Genomic DNA, 22,346 nt, shown 5'->3' with positions numbered 1-22,346 from the left:
AGCGACGCCCGTGCAGCACCTGGATGCTTTATGCAGCGGGCCGGAGGTCAGGCCCAGGCGATCGGCAGCAGGTGCTCCTCGCTGAGCGGGGCGAGCGGCACCGCGTTCCACTCGCCGCGCGCGAGCCAGCGCAGCTCGGCGAGCTCGGCCTGCACGGCGACGTCGGACGCCTTGGCGCGCATGGCGAACGCCGTGGCGATCACCCGGTGGCCCGGTTCGTTGGCCGCGGCCGAGATGAAGGTGCCGAGCGGTCGCAGCTGCGATTCGTCGACGCGCAGCGCGAGCTCCTCCTCGAGTTCGCGCACCAGGGTCTGCGCCGGCGTCTCACCGGGCTCGGGCTTGCCTCCGGGCTGCATGAAGCGCGTGGTGCCGTGCTTGCGTACCACCAGCGCCCGGCCGTCGGCGTCCACCACGACGGCGGCGCTGACGTGGATGTCAGGCATCGGCGAACACCTTGCCGGGGTTGAGGATGCCCTGCGGGTCGAAGAGCTGCACGATCTGCCGCTGCAGCTGCCATTGATCGTCACCCAGCTCGGCGGCGAGCCAGCGGCTCTTCAGCGTGCCGATGCCGTGCTCGCCGGTGAGCGTGCCGCCCAGGCGATTCCCGCGGCGTCCGTCGCCGGTCGCTATCTCGCCGACCAAGGCGTTCCGCAGACAGCGCTGAACACCTACGCGTCGCGCCGCGGGAATCATGAGGTGATGATGCGCGGATGCTTCTCGAACGTCCGGCTGCGCAATCTGCTGCTTCCGGGTGTGGAAGGCGGATTCACGCGAAACTTTCTGCGCGGTGGTGAGCAGCAGACTGTCTACGATGCCGCAGAGTCATACCGCACGGATCGGGTCCCCCTCGTGATCATCGGCGGAAAGGAGTACGGCACAGGGTCCTCGCGTGATTGGGCTGCGAAGGCACCAGCCCTGCTTGGCGTGCGAGTCGTACTCGCTGAATCCTTCGAGCGCATCCACCGGGCGAATCTCGTCGGAATGGGGGTGCTTCCCCTTGAGTTTCCCGCTGGCGTCAGCGCTCGCACCCTGGGTCTCACGGGCGCCGAGCACTTCGATATCCGGGGTCTCGCCACGCTCCATGCCGGATCAATGCCATCCCGCGTCACGGTTCGGGCCGATTCGATCGAGTTCGATGTCATCGTCCGACTCGACACGCCGCGAGAACACGAGTTGTTCCGGCACGGTGGTGTGATGAAGTACGTGCTGCGTCATCACTTGGGAGCGCGGGATAACGGATACTGAAGCCGATGCATCGTGGCGGCGAGGTCGTCGAGGACCGCGATCTCGGTCCTTCCGCTTGCGGCCGCGAGTTCGATGGCGAGCAGGCGTGCGACGGTCGCGAGACCGATGGCGGTGCCGGCCGGTCCATCCTCGCGTTGCAGTGCTTCGTCCAGCGCGGCTTCCGGATAGTCATCGGCCTCCGCCCAGGCGCGCACGACCCGCAGACCGGCGTGGATGTCGCGGTACTGCGCGTCGGATACCAAGAGCGCGCCGTTGATGCTCATCGCCACGTCCACCGGGTCAGGCGATCGAGGCTCGGTAGATCGTCTCGATCGATGCGTCGAGGGTGCGGTCGAACTCGTCGGGACTCTGTGCAGCGGTCAGCCCGTCCAGCAGGGCACGACTGAAGCTGGCGATGAGGCCCGGGTTGCGGGCCAGTCGCTCGTTGGCTTCGGCGCGGTGATATCCGCCGGAGAGCGCCACGACGCGAGCCACGTTCGGGTGTTCGATGAGTTCCCCGTAGAACCCGTCCACGCTGGGAATCGTCACCTTGACAGCGACCTTCTGGTCGCCCAGCCAGGTAAGTCGCTCGAGCAGCGCCGTGTTGAGCAGCCTTTCAGCGCGCTCCTTGTCATCCGCGCCGATGCTCACCTCGGGTTCGAGGATCGGAAGCAATCCTGCATCGAGCACCTCTTGGGCCAGCTCCACCTGCTGCTCGACGGCGCGGGCGATCCCCGCGTCGTCGGCAGAGTGGATCAACGATCGTTCCTTCGTGCCGAACACGCCTTGCGCGGCGGCGCGCGCGAGCGTTTCTGAAAGACCGGGGATGTCTCTCATGAGCTGCGCACCATCTCGTTCGTCCATCAACCCCTTGTCGATCTTGAGGAACGGAAGGATCCGCTTCTGTGACCACAGGTAGCCCGCCGCATCGTGGCCGTCGATCTGGCGGTCGAGGGTGCCCTCGAACAGGATGGCCCCGAGGACTCGGTCGGAGGTGAACACGGCGCTCGTGACGATTCGGCTGCGAGCGGCGTGGATGAGGTCGAACATCTCTCGCTCGCTCGAATACTGCGACTCGTCGACGCCGTAAAGCGCGAGGGCCTTCGGCGTGGAACCCCCCGACTGGTCCAGCGCGGCGATGAATCCCCGCCCGGTGACGAATCGCTGCATCTGTTCGGCATTGATCATGAGGTGCTCCATGGGGAAGTCGGCGTCGGGCAGAGTAGACGAGATAGTCCAATAATGACAGGCTGGGTTGAGCTCGGATCCAAGGGGTTGGCGATCACGCGGTACCGGGCCGGAGCTCAAAGCTCGAGCACGTGCTTGACGCCTCCGGAACGTCCGGCCGCGACCTCGTCTGCGATCGGAATTCCGTCCTGAACGGATGTGACCCGCACGTCGAGTCGCAGAGCCCCCGAGGCCGCGAGTGCGGCCAGGTCGTCGAGCGCGCGCCCGTCCGGCCGCACGTAGAGGTTGTTCGTGGTGATTCCTCGCGTCGGCTGCGGCGCATCCAGGGTGATCGAGGTGAGGCGCCCGCCGTCGGAGATCACGGTGAGGGCGGCTTCGGCGGTTCCCGTTGCGGCGATGAGAACAGCGTCGAAGCATCGATGCATCCGTCCCGCCCAGCCGTCGACATGAGTGTCGACGACCTCGCTGGCACCGAAAGCGCGCAGGCGATTCGCGTGATCCGGTCCGGCTCCGGCAACGACCTCGGCGCCACGGTGGTGCGCGAGCTGCACAGCGAGGGATGCCGTGGGGCCGGATGCTCCGACGACCAGCAGTCGCGTCCCGGCACCGACCTGAAGGTCGTCGAGTGACTGCAACGCCGTGAGTCCGGCAACCGGGAGCGCTGCGGCGGTCGCCGTCGGCAGGCCCGCCGGCACGAGCGCGACGCTTGTGGAGCGCACCAGGACCTTTTCCGCCCAGGTGCCGCTGCCACCAGGGAGGGGAGCCTCGTGGACCATCACGACGTCGCCGACACGGTATTCGGTCTCCCCGGGCCCGGTTTCGCTGATCTGGCCGACGCCTTCGACCCCCAGTGCCCCGGGCGGTTCGAGATCGACGTCCCATCCGCCGGTGTGCAGCAATGCGTCCCAAGGGCCGATGCCTGCGGCGATCACATCCATGGTGAGTTCACCGCGGCCGGGATGACGAGGGGCCGGCAGGCGCAGAATCTCCAACGGTCCACCAGGAACGCGTACTCCGAGTCCGATCATGACGCGCTCCTGTCGTGTCCTCGTCCGCCGCGCGGCAGCGGTGCCCGTGACAAGGCCGTACGAGTCGCTCACCGCCCCCCGTTCCCTGTCGAACACGGCGCCGACGTGCCCCTCGGGAATCTCCGCGCGGGTGGTCATGATGATCGTGTCGAGACAGCGGCCGAGGTGCGGGTTCATGAGCGTGGCGAGGTCCACAGGGTCCTGCTTCCTTTCGGTTAGGGGTGTGGGCGCCATGGCTGCTCGCCCATGACGCGGATGTGATGCAGTCAGAGGGTTCGCGTACGACTCGAGCCCGTGGCTTACTCGTCAGCTGAGACTTTCTGCGGCGACGCGCCCGCCGGTCGCCGCGACCGCGACCACGCGGACCAGGCGGAATCTGCCGATCACGGTAAGGACCACCCGCGTACCGACGCGTACAACTGACCGGGCCGGCACATCCTGTGCCGGCCGGCACATCCTGTGCCGAGTCCCCTTCAGATCAGGAGTCGAGATGTCCGACAATCAGTTCCTCAACGATGCGGTGAACAACAGTGCGGAGACCGCCGCGGATCGCGACGCGCTGGCCGGTATGGTCGCGGAGACCGCTGGCGGCAAGGCCGGCGATGCAGCCGGACCCAGCGACGGTTCGATCCTGAACTTCGCCCTCAACCTGGAGTACCTCGAGGCCGAGTTCTACCTCCGGGCGGCCACTGGCGAAGGACTCCCCAGTGACATGATCGGCGGCACAGGTGTCTACGGCGAGGTCACCGGTGGACGCAAGGTGAACTTCGAGAGCACCCTGGTTCGGAACATCGCGCGCGAGATCGCCTCTGACGAGAAGCAGCATGTCGCCTTCCTCCGCAGTGCGCTTGGCGAATCGGCGGCGGCCCGCCCGCGGATCTCGCTCGATGAGAGCTTCACGGCGGCCGCCACCGCGGCCGGCCTCATCCGGGCCGGTGAGGTGTTCGACGCCTTTGCGAACGAGCGCAACTTCCTCTTCGCCGCGTTCCTGTTCGAGGACGTCGGGGTCACGGCGTTCAAGGGCGCCGCGCCGTTCATCACGAACAAGACCTACCTCAACGCTGCCGCTGGTCTCCTCGCGACCGAGGCCTACCACGCAGGTATCGTGCGCGCGACGTTGTTCAGCGAGGGCCTCGCAGACGATTCGGTGTTCGACGCCATCAGCAAGGTCTCCGCGGTGCGCAACGCGGTCAGCGGCTCGGAAGACGACGATCAGGGTATCGGCACGGCCGTCGAAGCGAACCTCATCCCCACCGACGAGTTCGGGCGCACCTTCGGACGTACGCCACAGCAGATCCTCAACATCGTGTACCTGTCAGCTGACGCCGGCACATCGGGCGGCTTCTACCCCGACGGTCTCAACGGCGACATCACCGCCGGAACGGGTCTGGCCTGACGCGGCCGGGTGCGAACGAAGAAGGGCTGCTGACCATGGCATCGAACGACACGGGAGTCGCACACGTGAATGCAGACGTACTTCTGGTGCAGGAGCCAGATCGGAATCGATGGGCGGCCAAGGTCGGCGACAGAACAGTCGGTGCCCTCACGTACCAGTTCGCTGGCAATCGCTTCGTGCTCATATCGACTCACGTCGACACCGATCACCGCCACCAGGGGCTCGCGACAAGACTCGCGATCGACGCGCTCGACCACATCCAGACCACGGGCAAGAAGATCACGGTCATCTGTCCGTTCATCGGCGACGTCATCGCTCGTCACCCGGGCTACTTCGACCTCGTGGATCCCGTACATCCCGGCTCGGGTATCTCGGGAACTGCGCACGGTGCTTCCAGGAGCGACGTGTCTGCGGCGCCAACCGCCGAACGCGACGGTTCCGCGACCATGGAGGCCGACGGTGCGCGCGGCGATGGCGTCGCGCAGATCATGGTGCTGGGCGCGATCGCCTTTCGCGGTCCGCTGGCGATGGCCGGCGTCGCCGAAATGCTCCGAGAATGGGAAGTGCGCCGGTGGGCGACGTTCCCCGACGAGTCGATCGAACGTCAGATTCGCGTGCTCGCGGATTCCGGAGCCATCGAGCAGGAGGCCCAGAACTCGGGGGAGGTACGTCTGCGCTGTACACAGCAGGGGCGCGATCAGCTTCACCAGCTCCTGCTTCGACTGTTGACGGTGCAGTCCTTCGAGCCGTTCAACCTCTTGCCGCTGTTGTACTTCATCCGGGTCCTGACCCCCGCGGAGCTCGCCGATGGGCTGCGCCGTCGCATCCTGTCCATCGACGAGGTGCTCGCGTACGAGAGCTCGGTCATCTCCCGATCGACGCTCGACGGTGCAGATCACTCGTCCGAGATCGTTCGCCTGAACTGGCATCGTTACAACGCGGACCGAAGCTGGTCACTGGAGTTCATCGGCCGACTGTACGGAGCCGCGGACACCGGCGCCTCGGCACGGTGACCCGGTCGCATCCGGACCGCTCCCGTCGAGCAGTGCTCGCCGGACGATGACAGCCCAGCCGGCGACATCTCTTCGAGCTCTCCACTTCTATGTGAACCCGAAAGCCGGGGTGTCCAGGAGCGAGGACACCCCGGCCGGCTTCAGGATGGCGTCGCTGTGCGCTTGGGCAGCACCCAGTCGGGGCGCACGAAGTGGCAGGTGTAACCGTTCGGGTAGGTGATCAGATAATCCTGATGCTCCGGTTCGGCCTCCCAGAACGGGCCACTGGGCTCGATCGTCGTGACCGCCTTGCCCGGCCACAACCCGGAGGCGTCGACGTCGGCGATCGTGTCCCGGGCGACTTCTTCCTGCTCGGGGGTGAGCGGGAAGATCGCGGAACGGTAGCTGCTGCCGATGTCGTTGCCTTGCCGATTCATCGTGGAGGGGTCATGCACCTGGAAGAAGAAGGCGAGGATGTCCCGGTAAGTCGTCTGAGTCGGATCGAAGACGATCTCGACGGCCTCCGCGTGCCCGGGGTGATTCCGATACGTGGCATGGTCGTTCTCACCGCCCGTGTAGCCGACGCGCGTGTCCAGTACGCCCGGCTGGCGGCGGATGAGATCCTCCAACCCCCAGAAGCAGCCGCCCGCCAGTACTGCCGTCTCGGTGCCGGGGTCGTGAGTGATCTGTCCGGTGTCGTGAATTCCGCTGGTCATGATGCCTTCTCCGCAGTGATCGTCTTTTCGATGGTCTCGAAGAGGGGCGTGAATTCTCCGTACCCTTGTGCTTCCAGTTCGGAGACGGGGACGAATCGCAGCGCCGCCGAATTCATGCAGTACCGCTCCCCGCCACCGTTGGCTGGGCCGTCCGAGAAGACATGTCCGAGGTGGCTGTCGGCGCCAGACGAGCGAGCCTCGGTGCGGAGCATCCCGTACGACATATCCGTCTTGGTCACCACCGCATCCGCGACGATCGGCCTGGTGAAGCTGGGCCATCCAGTGCCGCTGTCGAACTTGTCGAGGGACGAGAACAACGGCTGTCCGGAAACGACATCGACGTAGATGCCGTCCTCGTGGTGATCCCAGTACTCGTTGCGGAATGCCGGTTCCGTCCGATCTTCTTGCGTGACGTGGAATTGATTCTCGGTGAGGCGGCTGACAGCCTCGGGGGTCTTGCGATACTTCTGCGACATGATTCTCTCCTTTGTTGTCGTCGCCGGGTGAGGCACTCTGTTCTCACAGATCTGAGGAGCGCATGTCGTGCTCTCGCACGGCAGTCGCGATCCCCTGGAGTATCCGCCCGCAGGAATCGCAGGCGACGACATGCGCCGCCGCGCGGGGGTGACGTGCGGGCGCATCGACCCCCAGACGAAGCAGGTCGACATAGACGTGCAGAACGGCCAACGTCCTGGCACATTCGGCGTCGAGCGGATTCGTGCCAGGACGTTGATCGAATTGCGTCCAGCGCTGGGTCATGCGCTCTGCTCTCCCGTCCGGTTGATCAATCCGTTGCCGGCCGGGCTTTCCCGTCCGCACAACCGTTAGCGGTGGGGCAACGGCGGAACTTACGTCGGGCGCGCGAGACGATGGCGGCTCGGGGCACATGCGACGGTGTCGTCCGGTGGTACGCGATCGTCGATCCGAAGGACGGCGGGCTGTGGACGACGACCATTCCCTGTTCGTCGGAGCGACGATCGGTACTGGACGCGAGGGTCCTATTTGCGGTAGGAAGGGAACACGCCGCGGACACGACAAGGGCAAGGCGACGGCGATGCGTCCACGGATCCAATGCAGCCGTCCGATCTACAGGAGCCGATGTGTCTGAGAACCATACGAAACCGCCCGTGAGCGCGCGCGAGGACGGTGATCGGATCGCTCCCGATGCCGTCGTCGAAGCTTTGACACGGGCGCCGTTCGCGTACACCGATGGAACCGCCCAGGTCTTCACGGCCGACGGACGTACGACATTCACCGAGCGGAACGGCGCGACGACCTCCGGCGAGTGGGGCGTGGACGAAAAGGGTCGGTTCTGGTCGTTCTGGCCACCGTCGTATCGTGCGGAGTACGACGTGTCGTGGGTCATCGATGAAGGCGAGACGGTCGGCGTCCGGTTCGTCGAGCTCGCTCGGGGCACGATCTCCGTCGGCCGATACGCGAGAGTGTGAAGGAGACACCATGGCTGTTTTCGGAGGTAGACGGCGTAATGATGATCCGGCTTTGCCGCCGGGGCAGCACTTGACCGAGTCGTTCCCCGTGCTCTCGGCCGGTCCCACGCCGTCGATAGCACCGCAGAACTGGGAGTTCTTCATCCACACGGAGACCGGGGACACTCGCAGATGGTCCTGGGAGCAGTTTCTGGCGCTGCCGTCGGAAGAGATCACGACGGACATCCACTGCGTCACCAGCTGGTCCAAGCTCGGCACCAGCTGGCGAGGCGTCTCACTGGACACACTGTTCGCGGACGTCGAGACCAGCTTCGACTTCGCAATGGCCCACTCCTATGGGGGATATACGACCAATCTCCCGCTCGAAGACATCCTCGAGGGGCAGGCATGGATCGCCTATGAGTACGATGGCGCTCCGCTCGATCCAGAGCATGGTGGGCCCGCGCGGTTGCTGGTTCCGCATCTGTATTTCTGGAAGAGTGCGAAATGGGTGCGTGGGCTGGTGATGCAGAGCGACGATAAGCCGGGCTTCTGGGAGCAGTACGGCTACCACCTGCACGGAGACCCGTGGCGGGAGGAACGCTACTCGTGAGCGGTGCCGACTTCGGCTGGCGACGTGGACGACTCGCGCTGGCCCGTTCGCTGACCGCGTCAGCCCGGAGCCTCACGTTCACCGTGCCGGGGTGGCCCGGTAACGATGCCGGCCAGCATGTCGACATCCGTCTCACCGCTCCCGACGGATATCAGGCCGTCCGCTCCTACTCTCTCGCCGCATCCGGTCAGGATGATCGGATCGAGATCGCCGTGGAACGCCTTCCCGATGGGGAGGTGTCGCCTTTTCTCGTTGACGAGCTCGATCTCGGTGATGTTGCGGAGCTACGCGGGCCGCTCGGCAGATGGTTCGTCTGGCGCCCCGATCAGGATCGGCCGGTGCAGCTGATCGCCGGCGGCTCCGGGGTCGTTCCTCTGGTCGCCATGATACGGGCGCACGCAGACGCACGCAGCACAGCACCGATGCAACTGCTGTACTCGCTGCGTTCTCTTGACGACGCGCTGTACCGGGACGAGCTGATCAGTGAGACTGCGCCCACGGTCACCACGTGGCACTACACGCGCACTGCGCCATCCGGATGGCCGAACCGACCAGGCCGGCTGACGGTCGATGACCTGCGGGTGAAAGCGATGCCGCCCGAGAGGAAGCCTCTCACCTATATCTGCGGGCCTACGGGGTTCGTGGAAGCGGCCGCCCGCATGCTGACAAGTCTCGGGCATGCGCCGGACGACATCCGCACCGAACGATTCGGAGGCAGCTGATGAGCCATCTCGACGGCAACGTGCTCGCGGGCGCGGCCGCTGACCTGTTCGCTTTCGACGCGACCGCCGCAAGCGGGCGATGCGCCGCCTGTGCGGATGTCGCAACGCTCGCTCAGGCGATGGTCTACGGCGGGACGATGGGTTTCGTGGTCCGCTGCCGCAACTGTGACGCGGTCCTCGTCGTCATCGTGGAGAGGCCGGGCCGGACGTATCTGGACATGCGCGGCCTGACCTGGATGCAGGTCGCCGGACCCGCCGCACGTCCTGCCGGCTGAACCGACCGAACGGCGGGACCGCACGGCTCCTCGCTGCTGCGGACGTTCTCATGAGAGGGGCAGCGCATGGACGATGTGCGCTTCATCAACACCCGATTCGATCCGGACCTGACCGGAATCCACGACATCGCCAGGCAGATGGCCGCGGCCGCCGGCTATACGGCGGAACTGACGGTGGATCGTGTTCTCGCTCAGTTGCTCAGGCTCCGTGTCGCACAGCTCAACCCGTGCTCGTACTGCCTCATCCTGCACACCAGGGTCGCACACGAGATCGGGCTGAGTGACGCCAAGATCGCGCACCTGACGAGTTGGCGAGAGAGCACGATGTTCACCCTGCAGGAAGCTGCGGCGCTCGCGTATGCGGAGGCGTTGACGACGTTCGACCAAAGGGCGTTCTCGCATGCGCACGCGCGGATGACAGAACTCTTCGATGCGAGGGGCATCGCGGAGATCGCGTCCGTGGTGATCAACATGAACGTCTGGACCAGGCTGAAGCTCGCCCAAGGTGCCGTGCCCGCCGATGCGGGCGGCGCCGGAGGAGATTGACGAGCATGGATCAGAAGACCTGTTCGCATCCGCTGGAATGTTCGCAAAGGTCGATGAGACGTTGAGTACCGGCGACAGGGCGGACCAGGCGGTTCCCGTCCAGCGATTGACGAGGCGCGGAGCGATCACACGAGTGCGAATCGTGGAGGCCGCGACGGAACTCATTCAGCTACAGGGAGCCGGTCGCACGACCCTCGATGAGGTCATCGCGGTCTCCGCCGTGAGCAAGTCCCAGCTGTATCGGCACTTCGAGGACAAGTCCGCCCTGGTGCGCGCTGTGATCGATCTCGTCGGCGACCAGACGATGGCAGTCGAGCGTGAGCGGCTCGGCAAGGTGGACAGCTTCGAGGGTCTTCAGCGGTGGCGAGACGCCATGCTCGCTGCCAACGCAGCGCGTCGCTGCCGCATCGGGTGCTCGCTCGGCGCGCTCGTCGTCGACGTATCCGATCAGGATGAGCTCGCGCGCCAGAAGCTCGATGACGTGTTCCGCGACTGGAGGGGGCTGTTCGAAGCACTCCTGCGGCGCTTCCGCGACCGCGGGTTGATTCCCGCGGATGCCGATATCGTCCGGATCGCCACCAGCTTCATCGCGGCCGTCCAGGGTGGCTACCTGCTGGCACGCACGGCGGGTGACATCACTCCGATGGCATCGGCCATCGACGTGTCTATCGAGTATCTCCGTCTGCTGGTTCGCCCACAACGTGCCGCGCCCTGACCGCTTCCGCACGTGAGGAAGCCATCGTCCGTGCTGCGGTTCGCAGGAACCGCAGCACGGTTTCCGGCGGAATCTCACACGGCCTCAGGATCGCTCCGTTCGACGTGATCCAGATATTGGCGCCGAGGGACTCCGCGGCGCCGAGCCGCTCGGCCTCCAACGAGATCACCTTCCCGCCGGCGCGGCTTCGCCGCGTCACAGCCCAGGGGTGATCATCGATGCTGGTGCGGGACCAGCCTTCCGGGATCGCGGCGATCAGCATCTCGAGCTCGGCGCCGGCGTGCGCATGGGTGAGTTCCGGTTCAGGTCGGTCTGGCGTCCCTGCCGGATCTTCGCCGGGGCGAGGATCCGTCACGCCGACGCAGCCTCAGGAGACTCGGGTTGAGCAGACGCGTGCGCCTGGGCGATGTGCGCATGGACGTCCTTCATGTCCAGGCCACGGATCGACTCGATGATCTGCGCGAGCGCGGGGGCCGAAAGCGCACCGGCCTGATTGAAGACGACGATCCCCTCGCGGAACGCCATCAGCGTCGGGATGGCAGTGATCCGCGCCATCGTCGCGACTCGCTGCGCGGCCTCGGTGTCGAGTTTGCCGTGGACGATGTCAGGGTTGGACACAGCAGACTGCTCGAAGATCGGGGCGAACTGTCGGCAGGGGCCGCACCACGTCGCCCAGAAATCCACGAGCACGATCTCGTTGCCTTTGATCGTGTCTTCGAAGTTCTCGTCGGTCAGTTCAATGGTGGTCATGGTGTCCTCCTCGTGGCATTGGGGTTCGGGTCAGTGCTGGCGGCGCGGCACCCCGGGCAGGCCGGTGTCGATGACGTCGGCATACTCGGGATGCTCGGCGACGAAGCGCGCCGCGAACGGACAGGTGATGGTGACGGTGTCGCCGTTCGCCCGGATCTCGTCGAAGATCCCGGCCAGCAGCGCCGCGGCGATACCCCGGCCGCGGAACTGGGGGAAGACCGAGGTGGCCAGCAGCGTGATGCGTTTCCCCGATCGCGTGTACACGGCACCCGCCGCGGTGGTGCCCTCCAGCATGCCCTCGAAGACTCCCGCGTCTCGATCGTCGGAGATCACCAGCCGGGATGCAGCAGCGTCCTCAGCCGGCTTGGTTTCCTGGGCGGCTTCTGCGGCATCGTCCTCGGTCAGGACGACCATCAGTGGGGTGTCGGTCATGACGTGCTCCTTGTCGCGATCGATGGTTCCAGCGGTCACGCGCCCGCGGTATCGAACGGTCATCACATGGTGAGCGACAGCTCGCTCCCCGGTCTTACGTCGGCGCGCGAAGGTCGCAGGTCGCGGTGGAGCCGGGGATGCCCGATCCCTCGAGGTAAGGCGAGGCGGCGTGAAGGCGCTAACCATGCACACTGACAGGAAGGCGGCATCATGTCCGGCAACGACGATGCGATCGAATACACCGCAGCAGACGAACTCGGGTTGCTGCCCGTGGAGGAAAGTCTCGACTCGGACGAGTTCGATGAAGGCGCGCTGGAAGATGAAGGCTATTCGCCGCTGGAATATCGCTCCGGCAACCTGTCCTGGGGTCTCACGGAGCGAGAAGCGCGCGGTCACGAGCCTCTCGCGAAACGGCTTGCTCGCGAGCTGCCGGACATCACGGATGACGACCCGGGTGACGGCCTCGGGGACGCATGGGACACCGACGGGGAACTCCTGGATGATCAGGTGGGGTCGGTGCGCGCCGGGCGATTGGTGTTGGCGGATACGAGCAGCCTCGATCCGCAGGCTGACTACTGGGCCAGGGACGTGGGCATCGATGGGGCCGCGGCGTCCGCTGAAGAGGCCGCGATCCACGTCGTCGTCGACGACGGTCGGTGACGTCCATGGCTCTGTTGCATGCGGGTGACCGCTTCCCTCAGATCGTCATGCGTGTGGCGGGCAGTGAGGACGTGACCGTGCCGGACGTGTTCGCCGGCACCTACGGGGTGGTGCTGTTCTCGCGCGGCGCCTCATGTCGACCGTGCGTCGAGCAACTGCGCGCGTTTCAACGGTCGCAAGGACGTTTCGAGAAGGCGGGGATCTCGGTGATCGTCCTGTCGACGGATGACGAAGCCACGACCGAAGCGCTCAGATCGAAGTACGGCCTTGCCTATGCCGTGGCGCACAGCGCTGACCCATCCGAGATCCGTGACCGCACCGATGCCTTCGTCACGCTTGAACCGCCGCAGCTGCAGTCCACGGGCTTCGTGATCGACCCGGAAGGGGACGTGGTCGTCAGCGTGTACTCCTGCGGCGCGATCGGACAGCTGCTGCCCGACGACATCCTCGAGCTCCTGCGGGATGCACAAGACGATCGAGACCGTGCGGCTCGGAAACCATAGACTGGACCAAGCCGTCCAGTGTGGAGTGTGGGCATGCGCACGCTTCGGAGTGTGAGGAGTGAACGATGAATGCAGCCTTCGCGGGAGTTCTCGCCGAGGAGGTGACCGCCCTTGCCGCGGTGACGGACAAGACGACATTCGACGGATGGCGACATCGTCTGATCGAAAGGGCGACGACCGCGGACTCCGCCTACGCGAAGGTCCTGCGGCCGGTGGGAGATCCACAAGAGCGCACGGCGTTCCTGCAGCGATGGCAGGATCTGATCGCGGCCACGCTCGCCCGCGTCGTGTACTCCGACCCCGAGACGTGCGCCGAGATCGACGCTCGTCAGCTGGCCGTCTCGATCCTCGCCGCCCTGTACGGAGGTTCGATCCTCAGCCGTCTCACGGATGACCCCGGTCCCCTCGAGATCTCCGTTGAGCTCGCGATCGCACCGCTGTTTCGGCATTCCGAGTCGGCAGCCGTCGGAGTGAAGAACAGGGCCGTCGGTACCATAGTGGGGTGATGACTTCCGTGCCTGCGTCCGCCGTGAAACGCCTGACGGCGCGTGGCGCCAAGACGCGCGCCAAGATCGTCGCGGCGGCGGCCGACCTGATGTACGTGCGCGGTGTCGGCACGACGACTCTCGACGAGGTGGTCGCAGCGAGCGGCGTCAGCAAGTCTCAGCTGTATCACCACTTCACAGGCAAGAGCATGCTCGTCCGCGCTGTCATCGAACTCACGGGTGAGCGGGTGCTGCAGCGCGAACGAGATGCGCTCAGTCACGTGTCGACGATGGCCGGGTTGAAGAGATGGCGCGACGCCCTCCTGCAGAACAACGCGCTCAGACACGGTGCGTACGGGTGCGCGCTCGGGTCGCTGGCTTCGGATGTGGCTGACCACGACGATGTCGCGCGCCAAACGCTGGCTCGGCTGTTCGGAGAGTGGCAGGACCTGCTCGAGGGAGTGTTGCAAAGGCTCAAGGACGGCGGCGCACTGTCAGCGGACGCCTCGGTGACACAGCTGGCGACAGGCTTGATGGGGGCCGTCCAGGGCGGATACCTGCTCGCGCAGACCGCTCACGATGTGGCCCCGATGAATACCTCGATCACCATGGCACTGGCGCACATCGAGAGTCTGTCCCCGCGATAGCGAAGCCGGCCTGGCGGCCACCTCGACGCAAAGGGCAATCCGAAGGAAATATCTGGACTTTTCGGTCCATATTTGAGATAAGATCAGAGTTGATCCTGGCGGAACTCGGATGCCACACGACGTCTCACTCAGCGCAGGGGAAAGACCGTCCCGCATGAGACGGCGTTGGCGACAAGGAGGTGCCAGATGAAAGCGATCGTGGTGACGGACGAGTCGGCCGGGACGGCCGGGATGGCCCTGGTCGAGCGGCCGGATCCTGTCGTGGGCGGCAACGATGCCCTCGTCGAGGTCCACGCCTCAGGATTCACTCCGGGGGAGCTCACGTGGCCCGGAACGTGGGTGGATCATCAGGGGCGCGACCGCACTCCGTCGATTCCCGGCCACGAGGTGGCCGGAATCGTCACGGCTCTCGGATACGGAACCCGAGGTCTGACGATCGGTCAGCGCGTGTTCGGGCTCACCGCGTGGGATCGAGATGGCACGCTCGCAGAGTCCGTGGTCGTCGAGTCCCGAAACCTCGCGCCCCTTCCCGGCGACGTCGACTTCACCGTGGGCGCGAGTCTTCCGATATCCGGCCTGACGGCATGGCAAGGGCTTTTCGTTCACGGGCGCTTCGAGTCTGGTCAGACGGTGCTGGTGCACGGAGCGGCGGGCGGTGTCGGGTCCGTCGTCACCCAGCTCGCAAAGGAGGCTGGTGCGTACGTCATCGCCACCGGCCGTGCTGCGGACCGGGCGATCGCGCTCGACTTCGGTGCCCAGGAGTTCCTCGATCTCGACAGCGATGCGCTGGAGGACGCCGGAGGCGTGGACTTGGTGTTCGATGTGATCGGCGGAGAGATCGGCAAGCGCTCGGCAGCCATCGTCCGCGCCGGCGGAATGCTCGTGAGCATCGCCGGTCCGCCTGAGGCGCATCCGAAGGAGGGCTTGGCGGTCGACTTCGTCGTCGAAGCAGACCGCGACCAGCTCGGCGAGATCGTCACTCGCGTTCGCGACGGGCGGCTGCGCACGAACATCGGTCACATCGCGAGCCTGGAGGAGGCGAGCGATGCGTTGAACCCAACGGGGCGCATCAAGGGCAAGACGATCATCCGGGTGCGACCGTGATGATCGCATCTCGCCCCGTCGCAGAGCGGTCAAGACCGGCCGCTGCCAGGTGGGCGTGGGATAAGCGCTCGCCGTATCACACCCATCGATAGGAACGAAGGAGAGGCATCATGTCCGACCCTGAACCGACGTCGGCCGGCTATCACCCGACCACCACGCACGCGGACTGGGGCGCCGGCCATCCACGGCTGCTGGTCGCGAGTGAGAACGACAGGTTCGTGCACGAGATCGACTGTGAGGTCACGCACGTCGGATCGGCAGAGGATGCCGATCTCCTCCTTCGCGACACCGATCCGCTGCACGCCAAGATCAAGCACGACCTCGGAGACGAGTACGTCCTCGAGATGGTCGGGAAAGGCGACTCGAGCCACGGTCCCGACGCCACCTTGCGAACCGGGGCGCAGTTCACCGCGGGACCCTGGCGGCTGGTGTACGCACGCGATGAGTTCGCCGATCACGGGCGGCCGTACGGTGGCCGCAACGGCGGTGAAGGCGCGCATCAGAAGCGTCAGAAAGAACGGCCGGACTACGCCCAGGCCCATCCCGTTACCTCCCTGGCGCGATGCGAACTGAAGAATCCCGACAACACGAGCAGCCCGAAGCAGGTCAGGGCGATACAACAGGCCGTCCTCGCCGATGCGAACGCTGATGCAGCCGGTGAACGTGCCGTCGATCTTCGGGTCGTCAACGATGAACGCGCTGGTATCTACGAGGCGCTCGTCGGTGACCGGGAAGTGGGAGGCGTCACCTACAACCTCGTCGGCGATGACCGCATCGCGCTCCTCGCTGTGTCGGTGTTTCCCGAGTTCCGCGGACAGGGCATCGCGACCGACCTGATCCGCGCCGCTCTTGACGACGTCCGTGCCAACCGCAAGACGATCACCAACTACTGTCCGGTCGTCGCCACCTTCATCGAGAGCCACGCGGACTATGCCGACGTCATCGACCGCGACCATCCCGGCATCTACCGCAGAGTGCAGGCCGCCACCGATCCGGAAAGCCCCGAGCAGAGAGCCCACTCATGACAGCCACCGTCGAAACCGAAGAGGCGAGTCGCAACAAGTCCAACTCTGCGCTGATCGCGGCATTGCACACCTCCGCACGCAGCGACATCGAATCCGATTTCGAGCTCGACATCATCAATGACCCTGAACGAGGACGCTGGATCGTCGCGCTCGGCGCCGACGCGATCGGTGAACTCACCTACCGATTCGTCGGTGGGAGGGTCGTGCTCCTGTCGACCTGGGTGAACCAGGCCTATCGCAATCGCCGAGTCGCGACGGAGCTCATCGCGCGCGTGCTCGACGAGATCCGCGGCACCGGCAAGAAGATCACGATCATCTGTCCGGTCGTCGGGGAGTTCATCGCCCGCAACCCGCAGTACCTCGACCTGATCGACAGGATGCACCCCGGTGCCGGCGCGTATCCGCCCTCTGATTCCGCGGCGCTGGACGGTGACGAACACCACCTTCGTGCCTTCGAACATGACGTCGTCTGACGGGGGCGGATCCATGGATGCGGATTCCGATGCGTGGCTGAGTGAGCTGCGAGACGTCGGCTCCCGACGCGACGCCGCGCTGTCTCGTCTGCACGCCATGCTGCTGAAGGTGTGCATGAAAGAGGCCTACCGTCGCGCGTCGTTGGTGCGCCTCGGGGGACCGGAGCTGGACGACGTCGCGCATCAGGCCGCAGACGACGCGCTGCTCGCGGTGCTGAGCAAGCTTGAGACGTTTCGCGGTGAGAGCCGGTTCACGACCTGGGTGTATCGCTTCGGTGTGATCGAAGTGGCGAACAAGGTCTCCCGTCACCCATCGAACAAGCCGCAGGTCTCCCTCGATGCTGAGGAATGGGACCGGCTCCCGGCCAACTTCGGTGATGACCCGCTCGCGATGACTCAGCACGCCGACCTGATCGCAGCGGTACGGCGGGCCGTCGACGAGAGCCTCACAGATCGTCAGCGCCGCTTCTTCGTCGCGTCTGTCGTCAATGGCATCTCCACAGACGTCCTCGCGGCGGAGACGGCCACGAGCCTGGGCGCGATCTATAAGATCATCTTCGACGCTCGACGTAAGATCCGCGACCACTTGACCGCTCATGGTTATCTGGACGCGGTGCCTCCGGGAGCTCGAGAAGGTCGTCGTACGGCGAAGATGGAGAAGGCATGACCGATTGGTGGCAGCAGTTCGAGCAGTTCCTCGCCACTGATCCCCGCGACGTTGGATGCGACGAAGCCATGGGCATCATGCATGTCTACGTCGATCTTCTCGCCGAGGGCTTGGACCCCATCGAGAGGTATCCCGGAATGGCAGCGCACCTGAAGGCCTGTGAACCATGCGCCGAAGACGTACGAGGCCTGCTCGCCGCGGTACAAGACGAAACGTAAGAACGCTCCTCCGCCCACTCGACAGCCCGCCCTAGCGCGATCGGCAGCGCGCGTCATAGCATCCGAGGGAATCGGTCCGTGACGGGAAGGCATTCCATGGTGCAGCACACGCTCGATCTGCCGGAGGTCGATCTGGTCTATGACCTGCACGGCCCGCTGCCGACCGTCGATGGGCGTCCGCCGCTGCTCATGATCGGTCAGCCGATGGACGCGAGCGGATTCCAGGCGCAGGTGAGGCTGCTCGAGGATCGCACCGTGGTGACCTACGACCCGCGGGGGCTCGGGCGGAGCGTCCGCAAGGACGGGCGCGTCACGAACGAGCCGGAGACTCAGGCCGAGGACGTGCACGCGCTCATCGAGGCGCTCGGAGCCGGCCCTGTGGACATGTTCGCCAGCAGTGGGGGCGCGGTGACCGCGCTCGCCCTGATCACCGCGCACCCCACGGATGTCGCGACCCTCGTCGCGCACGAGCCGCCGATCGACGCCGTGCTGCCCGACGCGGATGCCGTCCAGCGTGCCCGAGAGGCGTACACCCGGGTGTACCGCGAGAAGGGTTGGGGCGCCGGCATGGCGGCGTTCGTGGCGATGACCGCGTGGGAAGGCGAGATCACGGAGGAGTTCCTCGCCCAGCCCGCTCCCGACCCGGCGGCGTTCGGGATGCCGGCCGAGGACGACGGCGTACGCTCCGACCCGCTGCTGTCCGATGCGTCATGGGCCGTGCCCCTCTACCGGCCCGACCTGGAGGCGTTGAAGGCGGCACCGACTCGGATCGTGATCGCGGTCGGTGAGGAGTCGCTGAAGGTGTACACCGGTCGAACCGCGACCGCCCTGGCGGAGCAGCTCGGGCAGCAGGCGACCGTGTTCCCGAGTCACCACGGTGGGTTCATGGGCGGGGAGTTCGGCTACGCGGGTCAGCCCGAGGCCTTCGCCGCCAGACTCCGCGAGGTGCTGGAGAATCCGCGGTGATGAAGACCATCGGAGTGCTGGGCGGCATGAGCTGGGAGTCGTCGCTCGAGTGGTACCGGCTGGCGAACGAGCGCGTGCGCGATCAGCTCGGCGGACATCACTCCGCGCGCGTCCTGCTCGATTCACTCGACTTCGCCGAGATCGAAGCCCTTCAGGCGGCGGACGACTGGCCGGCGGCGGGAGCCCTGCTCGCGGAGCGCGCCGCCCGCCTCGAGTCCGCCGGTGCAGACCTGATCGTGCTCTGCACCAACACCATGCATCTCGTCGCCGACCGCATCGAGCAGGCGATCAGCATCCCCTTCCTGCACATCGCCGACACCACGGCGGATGCCGTGATCGGCTCTGGTCTGCGACGGGTCGGCCTGCTGGGCACGGCGTTCACGATGGAGCGTCCCTTCTACCGCGAGCGGCTGGAAGCGCGAGAGATCAGTGTGCTCACCCCCGATGCCGATGATCGCGCCGACGTTCACCGGGTGATCTACGACGAGCTCGTGCACGGGGTCATCCGGCCGGAGTCGCGGGAGCTCTACCGTCACGTCATCGAACGGCTCGTGGCGCGCGGGGCCGAGGGCATCATCCTCGGCTGCACGGAGATCGAGTTGCTCGTCTCGTCGGCCGACGCGCCGGTTCCGGTGTTCCCCACGACGGCGCTGCATGTGGATGCAGCGCTCCGGGCGGCCGGGGTGGGCGTGCCGGCCGCGTGAATCACCCGCGGGACGCACCCGTCGCCGCCGCGGGCGTACGCGGGTCAGCCCGCGAAGTACGTTCTGAGCCTGGTGAGCACCCGCTCGTACATCGACCGCACCGAGACGCGCTCGCCGCGCTCTGCGCTGATCACCCATTCGTCGAAGCTCAGGCGCAGCGTCGTTCCCATCGCGGTCAGGACGGTGCGCGCCTCGAACTCGCTGATCGCCGCATTCGCGGTGAGCACGAGCTCGAGCAGCACGCGCGCATGCTCGGCATCCGACGCGAGGGCGAGGGCGAGGAGACTCGGCTCCGCGATGACCAGTCGTCGCACCCTCAGGACGCGGGATTGACGGTCCGCGGGCTCGCGGTCGAAGTCGTCGAGCAGATCGAGATGCGCCTGTTCGATGGCGCTGATGACGTCGACGCCACGGGCGAGTGCATCGCGCACGCGCGCGACGAGGATGTCGAAACCATCATCGTCGGCGAAGAGCGCGTGCTCCTTGGTCTCGGCATAGCGGAAGAACGTTCGCGACGAGATGCCCGCCGCCTCGGCGATCTCGTCGGTCGTGGTGTGATGCAGGCCCTTCTGCTCGAACAGCTCGAGGGCGGCGGCCGCGAGCTCCCGCCGTGTCTCCCGGCGGCGACGTTCTCGCAGTCCCGGTGCGGGGGATGCCGCCGAACTCGGTGATCCTGTCACCACGCCATTCTCGCACTGTCTGCCGAAGTGACAGTTTCTGCCATATACTGAACGCGGCCCACCGGTGTGCCTGTCCTGCGACCCACGCACCCAGAACAGAAAGCACCTTCGTGACTCTCGAGAAGAACCCGGCCACCGCCCCCGTCCCGACGGGCAGCGCCCCGACGGACGCCGTCCTCCCCGCCCGCGCCGGTTCGGTCATCGCGCTCCTCGTCGCCTCGGCGTTCGTCGTCATCCTGAACGAGACGATCATGGGCGTCGCGCTGCCGCGACTCATGGTCGATCTCGACATCACCGCCGCGACGGCGCAGTGGCTGACCACCGGGTTCCTGCCGACGATGGCGATCGTCATCCCCCTGACCGGTTTCCTGCTGGCGAGGTTCCCGCTGCGCTCGCTCTTCATCACCGCGATGTCGCTGTTCGCGGCCGGCACGCTGATCGCGGCGGTGGCGCCCGGATTCGAGGTGCTGCTCGCCGGGCGCGTGGTGCAGGCCTCGGGCACGGCGATCATGATGCCGCTGCTGTTCACCACCGTGCTCAACGTCGTGCCCGCCACGCACCGTGGTCGCATGATGGGCGTCATCTCCATCGTCATCGCCGTCGCCCCTGCCGTGGGCCCGACCGTCTCCGGCGTGATCCTTGCCGCGCTCGACTGGCGCTGGATGTTCTGGCTGGTGCTGCCCATCGCGGTCATCGCGCTCGCACTCGGGGCGGTCTGGGTGCGCAACATCACCGAGACTCGGCACGCGCGCTTCGACGCTCTCTCCGTCGTGCTCTCCGCCCTCGGCTTCGGCGGGATCATCTTCGGGCTCAGCTCGATCGGCGAATCCGCGTCGGGTCACGCGCCCGTCCCCGTCTGGATCCCCCTCGTCGTCGGCGCCGCGTCGCTCGCGGTCTTCGTCATGCGGCAGCTGCACCTGCAGAAGACCGACTCCGCGCTGCTCGACCTGCGCACCTTCACCTCGGGCTCGTTCTCGCTGGCCGTGGTGCTGGTCGTCGTCGTGATGGCCGCCCTCTTCGGCTCGCTGATCCTGCTGCCGATCTACCTGCAGCAGGTCCTGCCGCTCGACACGCTCGCCGTCGGCCTGATGCTGCTGCCCGGCGGCATCCTGATGGGCGTCATCGCACCCATCGTCGGATCGCTGTTCGACCGATATGGCCCGCGGCCGCTGGTTCTTCCCGGTATGGTCGTCGCGGCCGGTGCCCTCTGGGGGATGGCCACGTTCGATGCGCACAGCTCGATCGGGTGGATCATCGCGGTGCACGTCGCGCTCAACCTCGGACTCGGCTTCGTCTTCACGCCGCTGCTCACCTCGGCGCTCGGCTCGCTGCCTCGGCATCTGTACTCGCACGGCAGCGCGATGACCAGCACCCTGCAGCAGGTCGCGGGCGCGGCAGGCACGGCGCTGTTCGTCACGCTGATGTCGGTCGGATCCGCCGAGGCGCTCGCCGCGGGCGCGGATGCCGTCACCGCAACCGGCGAAGGCGTGCACGCGGCGTTCCTGCTCGGCGCGTGCGTCGCCTCGGCCGCCGTCGTCCTGACGCTCTTCGTCCGGCGCCCGGCCGCCGCCGAGGAGCCGAACCCGACGCCTCACCACTGACGCCGCGCGCGCTCGCGGACCCCGTAAGCTCGACACTCATGGCAGCAGGCGCGACGATCCACACCTTCGATGTGAACCTGGCGGACGTCGACCGCGGTGTCTACCAGGAGTTCTCGTTGCGTGTCGCGCGGCATCCGTCCGAGACGGACGCCTACATGGTCACGCGCCTGCTCGCGTACTGCCTCGAGCTCGAGGAGGGCATCGCCTTCACGGCCGGCATCTCCTCGGTCGATGAGCCTGCGGTGCTGGTGCGCGACCTCACCGGTCGCGTCATCGCGTGGATCGAGGTGGGGGCTCCGGATGCCGCGAGGCTGCACTTCGGCAGCAAGCTCGCCGACCGCACCGTCGTCTACACGCACCGCGATCCCGCGAAGGTGACGCTGCAATGGGCGGGCAAGACGATCCACGAGGCCGGGCGGATCCCGCTGCGCAGCTTCGACGCCGGATTCATCGACGACGCGGCCGGCGCTCTCGCGCGACGCAACACCGTCAGCGTCTCGGTCACCGAGCGTCAGGTCTACCTCGAGATCAACGGCACGCACCTGAGTTCAGCGCTGCACGAGCAGGCCGTTCAGGGCTGAGGCCGACC

At 66.3% G+C, this 22,346-nt stretch carries 32 protein-coding genes and 2 pseudogenes; 23 read left to right on the top strand and 11 right to left on the bottom strand.

Features of this window, described 5'->3' with window-relative positions; all coding sequences use genetic code 11:
- Positions 1-47: 47 nt before the first annotated feature.
- Both ACFWH5_RS01635 and ACFWH5_RS01630 read right to left on the bottom strand, forming a co-directional pair.
- Positions 48-443 (bottom strand): NUDIX domain-containing protein, encoded by a 396-nt coding sequence (locus ACFWH5_RS01635; protein WP_378831027.1) that lies wholly within the window; start codon positions 441-443, stop codon positions 48-50.
- Positions 436-645 (bottom strand): annotated as a pseudogene (locus ACFWH5_RS01630) (FAD-binding oxidoreductase); the annotation flags it as partial. The gene ACFWH5_RS01635 and the pseudogene ACFWH5_RS01630, both read right to left, overlap by 8 nt.
- On the opposite strand from ACFWH5_RS01630, the gene ACFWH5_RS01625 reads away from it, so the two are divergent.
- Positions 571-1,245: a hypothetical protein gene (locus ACFWH5_RS01625; protein WP_378831024.1), complete on the top strand. Its 675-nt coding sequence runs from the start codon at positions 571-573 to the stop codon at positions 1,243-1,245. The pseudogene ACFWH5_RS01630 and the gene ACFWH5_RS01625 overlap by 75 nt on opposite strands.
- On the opposite strand, the gene ACFWH5_RS01620 is transcribed toward ACFWH5_RS01625, so the two are convergent.
- The 3 genes from ACFWH5_RS01620 to ACFWH5_RS01610 all read right to left on the bottom strand — a co-directional run bounded on the left by ACFWH5_RS01620 (position 1,215) and on the right by ACFWH5_RS01610 (position 3,635).
- Positions 1,215-1,508 carry a hypothetical protein gene (locus ACFWH5_RS01620; RefSeq protein WP_378831022.1) on the bottom strand — a complete coding sequence of 98 codons (294 nt, stop codon included), beginning with the start codon at positions 1,506-1,508 and terminating at the stop codon, positions 1,215-1,217. The genes ACFWH5_RS01625 and ACFWH5_RS01620 overlap by 31 nt on opposite strands.
- A 16-nt stretch (positions 1,509-1,524) precedes the next feature.
- A complete protein-coding gene (locus ACFWH5_RS01615) occupies positions 1,525-2,424 on the bottom strand; it encodes a fructose bisphosphate aldolase (protein ID WP_378831020.1) in 900 nt (299 codons plus the stop codon).
- A 104-nt stretch (positions 2,425-2,528) separates the two neighbouring features.
- Positions 2,529-3,635 carry an alcohol dehydrogenase catalytic domain-containing protein gene (locus ACFWH5_RS01610; protein WP_378831018.1) on the bottom strand — a complete coding sequence of 369 codons (1,107 nt, stop codon included), beginning with the start codon at positions 3,633-3,635 and terminating at the stop codon, positions 2,529-2,531.
- A 295-nt stretch (positions 3,636-3,930) separates the two neighbouring features.
- On the opposite strand from ACFWH5_RS01610, the gene ACFWH5_RS01605 reads away from it, so the two are divergent.
- Both ACFWH5_RS01605 and ACFWH5_RS01600 read left to right on the top strand, forming a co-directional pair.
- Positions 3,931-4,836, top strand: a complete 906-nt coding sequence (locus ACFWH5_RS01605) for a ferritin-like domain-containing protein (protein ID WP_378831016.1) — start codon at positions 3,931-3,933, stop codon at positions 4,834-4,836.
- A gap of 35 nt (positions 4,837-4,871) precedes the next feature.
- Entirely contained in the window at positions 4,872-5,849 is a 978-nt protein-coding gene (locus ACFWH5_RS01600; protein ID WP_378831014.1) for a GNAT family N-acetyltransferase, read from the top strand.
- Between the two features lie 140 nt (positions 5,850-5,989).
- Here ACFWH5_RS01600 and msrA read toward each other — a convergent pair whose 3' ends face one another.
- Genes msrA through ACFWH5_RS01585 form a run of 3 tightly spaced genes read right to left on the bottom strand, consistent with a single transcriptional unit; the run spans position 5,990 to position 7,303 of the window.
- On the bottom strand, positions 5,990-6,544 hold the full coding sequence (gene msrA, locus ACFWH5_RS01595) for a peptide-methionine (S)-S-oxide reductase MsrA (RefSeq protein WP_378831011.1): 555 nt from the start codon (positions 6,542-6,544) through the stop codon (positions 5,990-5,992).
- The gene (gene msrB, locus ACFWH5_RS01590; protein ID WP_378831009.1) at positions 6,541-7,020 is read right to left on the bottom strand and encodes a peptide-methionine (R)-S-oxide reductase MsrB; all 480 of its coding nucleotides are present in this window, start codon (positions 7,018-7,020) and stop codon (positions 6,541-6,543) included. The genes msrA and msrB overlap by 4 nt, the downstream gene beginning before the upstream one ends.
- A gap of 43 nt (positions 7,021-7,063) precedes the next feature.
- Positions 7,064-7,303, bottom strand: a complete 240-nt coding sequence (locus ACFWH5_RS01585; protein ID WP_378831006.1) for a hypothetical protein — start codon at positions 7,301-7,303, stop codon at positions 7,064-7,066.
- 368 nt (positions 7,304-7,671) lie between these two features.
- Here ACFWH5_RS01585 and ACFWH5_RS01580 point away from each other — a divergent pair, with 368 nt between their 5' ends.
- The 7 genes and pseudogenes from ACFWH5_RS01580 (at position 7,672) to ACFWH5_RS01550 (ending at position 10,842) form a co-directional block, all read left to right on the top strand.
- Positions 7,672-7,992 carry a hypothetical protein gene (locus ACFWH5_RS01580; RefSeq protein ID WP_378831004.1) on the top strand — a complete coding sequence of 107 codons (321 nt, stop codon included), beginning with the start codon at positions 7,672-7,674 and terminating at the stop codon, positions 7,990-7,992.
- A gap of 10 nt (positions 7,993-8,002) precedes the next feature.
- On the top strand, positions 8,003-8,584 hold the full coding sequence (locus tag ACFWH5_RS01575) for a sulfite oxidase-like oxidoreductase (protein WP_378831002.1): 582 nt from the start codon (positions 8,003-8,005) through the stop codon (positions 8,582-8,584).
- On the top strand, positions 8,560-9,306 hold the full coding sequence (locus ACFWH5_RS01570) for an FAD-binding oxidoreductase (protein ID WP_378831000.1): 747 nt from the start codon (positions 8,560-8,562) through the stop codon (positions 9,304-9,306). Before ACFWH5_RS01575 ends, ACFWH5_RS01570 begins: the two co-directional genes overlap by 25 nt.
- On the top strand, positions 9,306-9,581 hold the full coding sequence (locus ACFWH5_RS01565; protein ID WP_378830997.1) for a DUF6510 family protein: 276 nt from the start codon (positions 9,306-9,308) through the stop codon (positions 9,579-9,581). The genes ACFWH5_RS01570 and ACFWH5_RS01565 overlap by 1 nt, the downstream gene beginning before the upstream one ends.
- 66 nt (positions 9,582-9,647) lie before the next feature.
- The gene (locus ACFWH5_RS01560) at positions 9,648-10,127 is read left to right on the top strand and encodes a carboxymuconolactone decarboxylase family protein (RefSeq protein WP_378830995.1); all 480 of its coding nucleotides are present in this window, start codon (positions 9,648-9,650) and stop codon (positions 10,125-10,127) included.
- Positions 10,102-10,395, top strand: a pseudogene (locus ACFWH5_RS01555) (TetR/AcrR family transcriptional regulator); the annotation flags it as partial. The gene ACFWH5_RS01560 and the pseudogene ACFWH5_RS01555, both read left to right, overlap by 26 nt.
- 9 nt (positions 10,396-10,404) lie before the next feature.
- A complete protein-coding gene (locus ACFWH5_RS01550) occupies positions 10,405-10,842 on the top strand; it encodes a TetR family transcriptional regulator C-terminal domain-containing protein (RefSeq protein ID WP_378833500.1) in 438 nt (145 codons plus the stop codon).
- 351 nt (positions 10,843-11,193) lie between these two features.
- On the opposite strand, the gene trxA is transcribed toward ACFWH5_RS01550, so the two are convergent.
- On the bottom strand, positions 11,194-11,592 hold the full coding sequence (gene trxA / locus ACFWH5_RS01545) for a thioredoxin (protein ID WP_378830992.1): 399 nt from the start codon (positions 11,590-11,592) through the stop codon (positions 11,194-11,196).
- Positions 11,593-11,622: 30 nt separating this feature from the next.
- Positions 11,623-12,024 carry a GNAT family N-acetyltransferase gene (locus ACFWH5_RS01540; RefSeq protein ID WP_378830990.1) on the bottom strand — a complete coding sequence of 134 codons (402 nt, stop codon included), beginning with the start codon at positions 12,022-12,024 and terminating at the stop codon, positions 11,623-11,625.
- A 210-nt stretch (positions 12,025-12,234) separates the two neighbouring features.
- Between ACFWH5_RS01540 and ACFWH5_RS01535 the strand changes: the two genes are divergently transcribed.
- The 11 genes from ACFWH5_RS01535 to ACFWH5_RS01485 all read left to right on the top strand — a co-directional run bounded on the left by ACFWH5_RS01535 (position 12,235) and on the right by ACFWH5_RS01485 (position 19,476).
- Positions 12,235-12,684 carry a DUF5709 domain-containing protein gene (locus ACFWH5_RS01535; protein ID WP_378830988.1) on the top strand — a complete coding sequence of 150 codons (450 nt, stop codon included), beginning with the start codon at positions 12,235-12,237 and terminating at the stop codon, positions 12,682-12,684.
- Positions 12,685-12,689: 5 nt separating this feature from the next.
- On the top strand, positions 12,690-13,187 hold the full coding sequence (locus ACFWH5_RS01530; RefSeq protein WP_378830985.1) for a redoxin domain-containing protein: 498 nt from the start codon (positions 12,690-12,692) through the stop codon (positions 13,185-13,187).
- A 65-nt stretch (positions 13,188-13,252) separates the two neighbouring features.
- Positions 13,253-13,693, top strand: a complete 441-nt coding sequence (locus ACFWH5_RS01525; RefSeq protein WP_378830983.1) for a hypothetical protein — start codon at positions 13,253-13,255, stop codon at positions 13,691-13,693.
- Positions 13,693-14,319: a TetR/AcrR family transcriptional regulator gene (locus ACFWH5_RS01520; protein ID WP_378830980.1), complete on the top strand. Its 627-nt coding sequence runs from the start codon at positions 13,693-13,695 to the stop codon at positions 14,317-14,319. The genes ACFWH5_RS01525 and ACFWH5_RS01520 overlap by 1 nt, the downstream gene beginning before the upstream one ends.
- Before the next feature lie 186 nt (positions 14,320-14,505).
- The gene (locus tag ACFWH5_RS01515; RefSeq protein WP_378830978.1) at positions 14,506-15,423 is read left to right on the top strand and encodes an NADP-dependent oxidoreductase; all 918 of its coding nucleotides are present in this window, start codon (positions 14,506-14,508) and stop codon (positions 15,421-15,423) included.
- A gap of 218 nt (positions 15,424-15,641) precedes the next feature.
- A complete protein-coding gene (locus tag ACFWH5_RS01510) occupies positions 15,642-16,448 on the top strand; it encodes a GNAT family N-acetyltransferase (RefSeq protein WP_378830975.1) in 807 nt (268 codons plus the stop codon).
- Entirely contained in the window at positions 16,445-16,921 is a 477-nt protein-coding gene (locus tag ACFWH5_RS01505; RefSeq protein WP_378830973.1) for a GNAT family N-acetyltransferase, read from the top strand. The genes ACFWH5_RS01510 and ACFWH5_RS01505 overlap by 4 nt, the downstream gene beginning before the upstream one ends.
- Positions 16,878-17,588 carry an RNA polymerase sigma factor gene (locus ACFWH5_RS01500; RefSeq protein WP_378830971.1) on the top strand — a complete coding sequence of 237 codons (711 nt, stop codon included), beginning with the start codon at positions 16,878-16,880 and terminating at the stop codon, positions 17,586-17,588. The genes ACFWH5_RS01505 and ACFWH5_RS01500 overlap by 44 nt, the downstream gene beginning before the upstream one ends.
- On the top strand, positions 17,585-17,806 hold the full coding sequence (locus tag ACFWH5_RS01495) for a hypothetical protein (RefSeq protein WP_378830969.1): 222 nt from the start codon (positions 17,585-17,587) through the stop codon (positions 17,804-17,806). Before ACFWH5_RS01500 ends, ACFWH5_RS01495 begins: the two co-directional genes overlap by 4 nt.
- 96 nt (positions 17,807-17,902) lie before the next feature.
- Positions 17,903-18,772, top strand: a complete 870-nt coding sequence (locus tag ACFWH5_RS01490) for an alpha/beta fold hydrolase (protein WP_378830967.1) — start codon at positions 17,903-17,905, stop codon at positions 18,770-18,772.
- Complete coding sequence (locus ACFWH5_RS01485) at positions 18,772-19,476, top strand: aspartate/glutamate racemase family protein (protein WP_378830964.1); 705 nt, start codon at positions 18,772-18,774, stop codon at positions 19,474-19,476. Before ACFWH5_RS01490 ends, ACFWH5_RS01485 begins: the two co-directional genes overlap by 1 nt.
- 44 nt (positions 19,477-19,520) lie before the next feature.
- Here the strand turns inward: ACFWH5_RS01485 and ACFWH5_RS01480 are convergent, their stop codons facing one another.
- Positions 19,521-20,156, bottom strand: coding sequence for a TetR family transcriptional regulator (locus tag ACFWH5_RS01480; protein ID WP_378830962.1), 636 nt, complete (start codon positions 20,154-20,156; stop codon positions 19,521-19,523).
- Positions 20,157-20,266: 110 nt separating this feature from the next.
- Here ACFWH5_RS01480 and ACFWH5_RS01475 point away from each other — a divergent pair, with 110 nt between their 5' ends.
- Positions 20,267-21,757 carry a DHA2 family efflux MFS transporter permease subunit gene (locus ACFWH5_RS01475; RefSeq protein WP_378830960.1) on the top strand — a complete coding sequence of 497 codons (1,491 nt, stop codon included), beginning with the start codon at positions 20,267-20,269 and terminating at the stop codon, positions 21,755-21,757.
- Between the two features lie 38 nt (positions 21,758-21,795).
- A complete protein-coding gene (locus ACFWH5_RS01470; protein WP_378830957.1) occupies positions 21,796-22,338 on the top strand; it encodes a YaeQ family protein in 543 nt (180 codons plus the stop codon).
- Positions 22,339-22,346: the final 8 nt, after the last annotated feature.

The sequence above is a fragment of the Microbacterium sp. NPDC058345 genome (assembly GCF_042723855.1).
Taxonomy (GTDB): Bacteria; Actinomycetota; Actinomycetes; order Actinomycetales; family Microbacteriaceae; genus Microbacterium.
This window is presented reverse-complemented; position numbering and strand designations above follow the sequence as displayed.

Excerpts from the sequence above, each read along its gene's own strand:
- ACFWH5_RS01490 (WP_378830967.1), top strand. The coding sequence starts at position 17,903 with ATGGTGCAGCACACGCTCGATCTGCCGGAGGTCGATCTGGTCTATGAC.
- ACFWH5_RS01515 (WP_378830978.1), top strand. The coding sequence starts at position 14,506 with ATGAAAGCGATCGTGGTGACGGACGAGTCGGCCGGGACGGCCGGGATG.
- msrB (WP_378831009.1), bottom strand. The coding sequence starts at position 7,020 with ATGTCGCAGAAGTATCGCAAGACCCCCGAGGCTGTCAGCCGCCTCACC.
- msrA (WP_378831011.1), bottom strand. The coding sequence starts at position 6,544 with ATGACCAGCGGAATTCACGACACCGGACAGATCACTCACGACCCCGGC.
- ACFWH5_RS01505 (WP_378830973.1), top strand. The coding sequence starts at position 16,445 with ATGACAGCCACCGTCGAAACCGAAGAGGCGAGTCGCAACAAGTCCAAC.
- ACFWH5_RS01540 (WP_378830990.1), bottom strand. The coding sequence starts at position 12,024 with ATGACCGACACCCCACTGATGGTCGTCCTGACCGAGGACGATGCCGCA.
- ACFWH5_RS01470 (WP_378830957.1), top strand. The coding sequence starts at position 21,796 with ATGGCAGCAGGCGCGACGATCCACACCTTCGATGTGAACCTGGCGGAC.
- ACFWH5_RS01520 (WP_378830980.1), top strand. The coding sequence starts at position 13,693 with ATGACTTCCGTGCCTGCGTCCGCCGTGAAACGCCTGACGGCGCGTGGC.
- ACFWH5_RS01525 (WP_378830983.1), top strand. The coding sequence starts at position 13,253 with ATGAATGCAGCCTTCGCGGGAGTTCTCGCCGAGGAGGTGACCGCCCTT.
- ACFWH5_RS01535 (WP_378830988.1), top strand. The coding sequence starts at position 12,235 with ATGTCCGGCAACGACGATGCGATCGAATACACCGCAGCAGACGAACTC.
- ACFWH5_RS01620 (WP_378831022.1), bottom strand. The coding sequence starts at position 1,508 with ATGAGCATCAACGGCGCGCTCTTGGTATCCGACGCGCAGTACCGCGAC.
- ACFWH5_RS01560 (WP_378830995.1), top strand. The coding sequence starts at position 9,648 with ATGGACGATGTGCGCTTCATCAACACCCGATTCGATCCGGACCTGACC.
- ACFWH5_RS01495 (WP_378830969.1), top strand. The coding sequence starts at position 17,585 with ATGACCGATTGGTGGCAGCAGTTCGAGCAGTTCCTCGCCACTGATCCC.
- ACFWH5_RS01575 (WP_378831002.1), top strand. The coding sequence starts at position 8,003 with ATGGCTGTTTTCGGAGGTAGACGGCGTAATGATGATCCGGCTTTGCCG.
- trxA (WP_378830992.1), bottom strand. The coding sequence starts at position 11,592 with ATGACCACCATTGAACTGACCGACGAGAACTTCGAAGACACGATCAAA.
- ACFWH5_RS01605 (WP_378831016.1), top strand. The coding sequence starts at position 3,931 with ATGTCCGACAATCAGTTCCTCAACGATGCGGTGAACAACAGTGCGGAG.
- ACFWH5_RS01615 (WP_378831020.1), bottom strand. The coding sequence starts at position 2,424 with ATGGAGCACCTCATGATCAATGCCGAACAGATGCAGCGATTCGTCACC.
- ACFWH5_RS01585 (WP_378831006.1), bottom strand. The coding sequence starts at position 7,303 with ATGACCCAGCGCTGGACGCAATTCGATCAACGTCCTGGCACGAATCCG.
- ACFWH5_RS01485 (WP_378830964.1), top strand. The coding sequence starts at position 18,772 with ATGAAGACCATCGGAGTGCTGGGCGGCATGAGCTGGGAGTCGTCGCTC.
- ACFWH5_RS01600 (WP_378831014.1), top strand. The coding sequence starts at position 4,872 with ATGGCATCGAACGACACGGGAGTCGCACACGTGAATGCAGACGTACTT.
- ACFWH5_RS01530 (WP_378830985.1), top strand. The coding sequence starts at position 12,690 with ATGGCTCTGTTGCATGCGGGTGACCGCTTCCCTCAGATCGTCATGCGT.
- ACFWH5_RS01635 (WP_378831027.1), bottom strand. The coding sequence starts at position 443 with ATGCCTGACATCCACGTCAGCGCCGCCGTCGTGGTGGACGCCGACGGC.
- ACFWH5_RS01565 (WP_378830997.1), top strand. The coding sequence starts at position 9,306 with ATGAGCCATCTCGACGGCAACGTGCTCGCGGGCGCGGCCGCTGACCTG.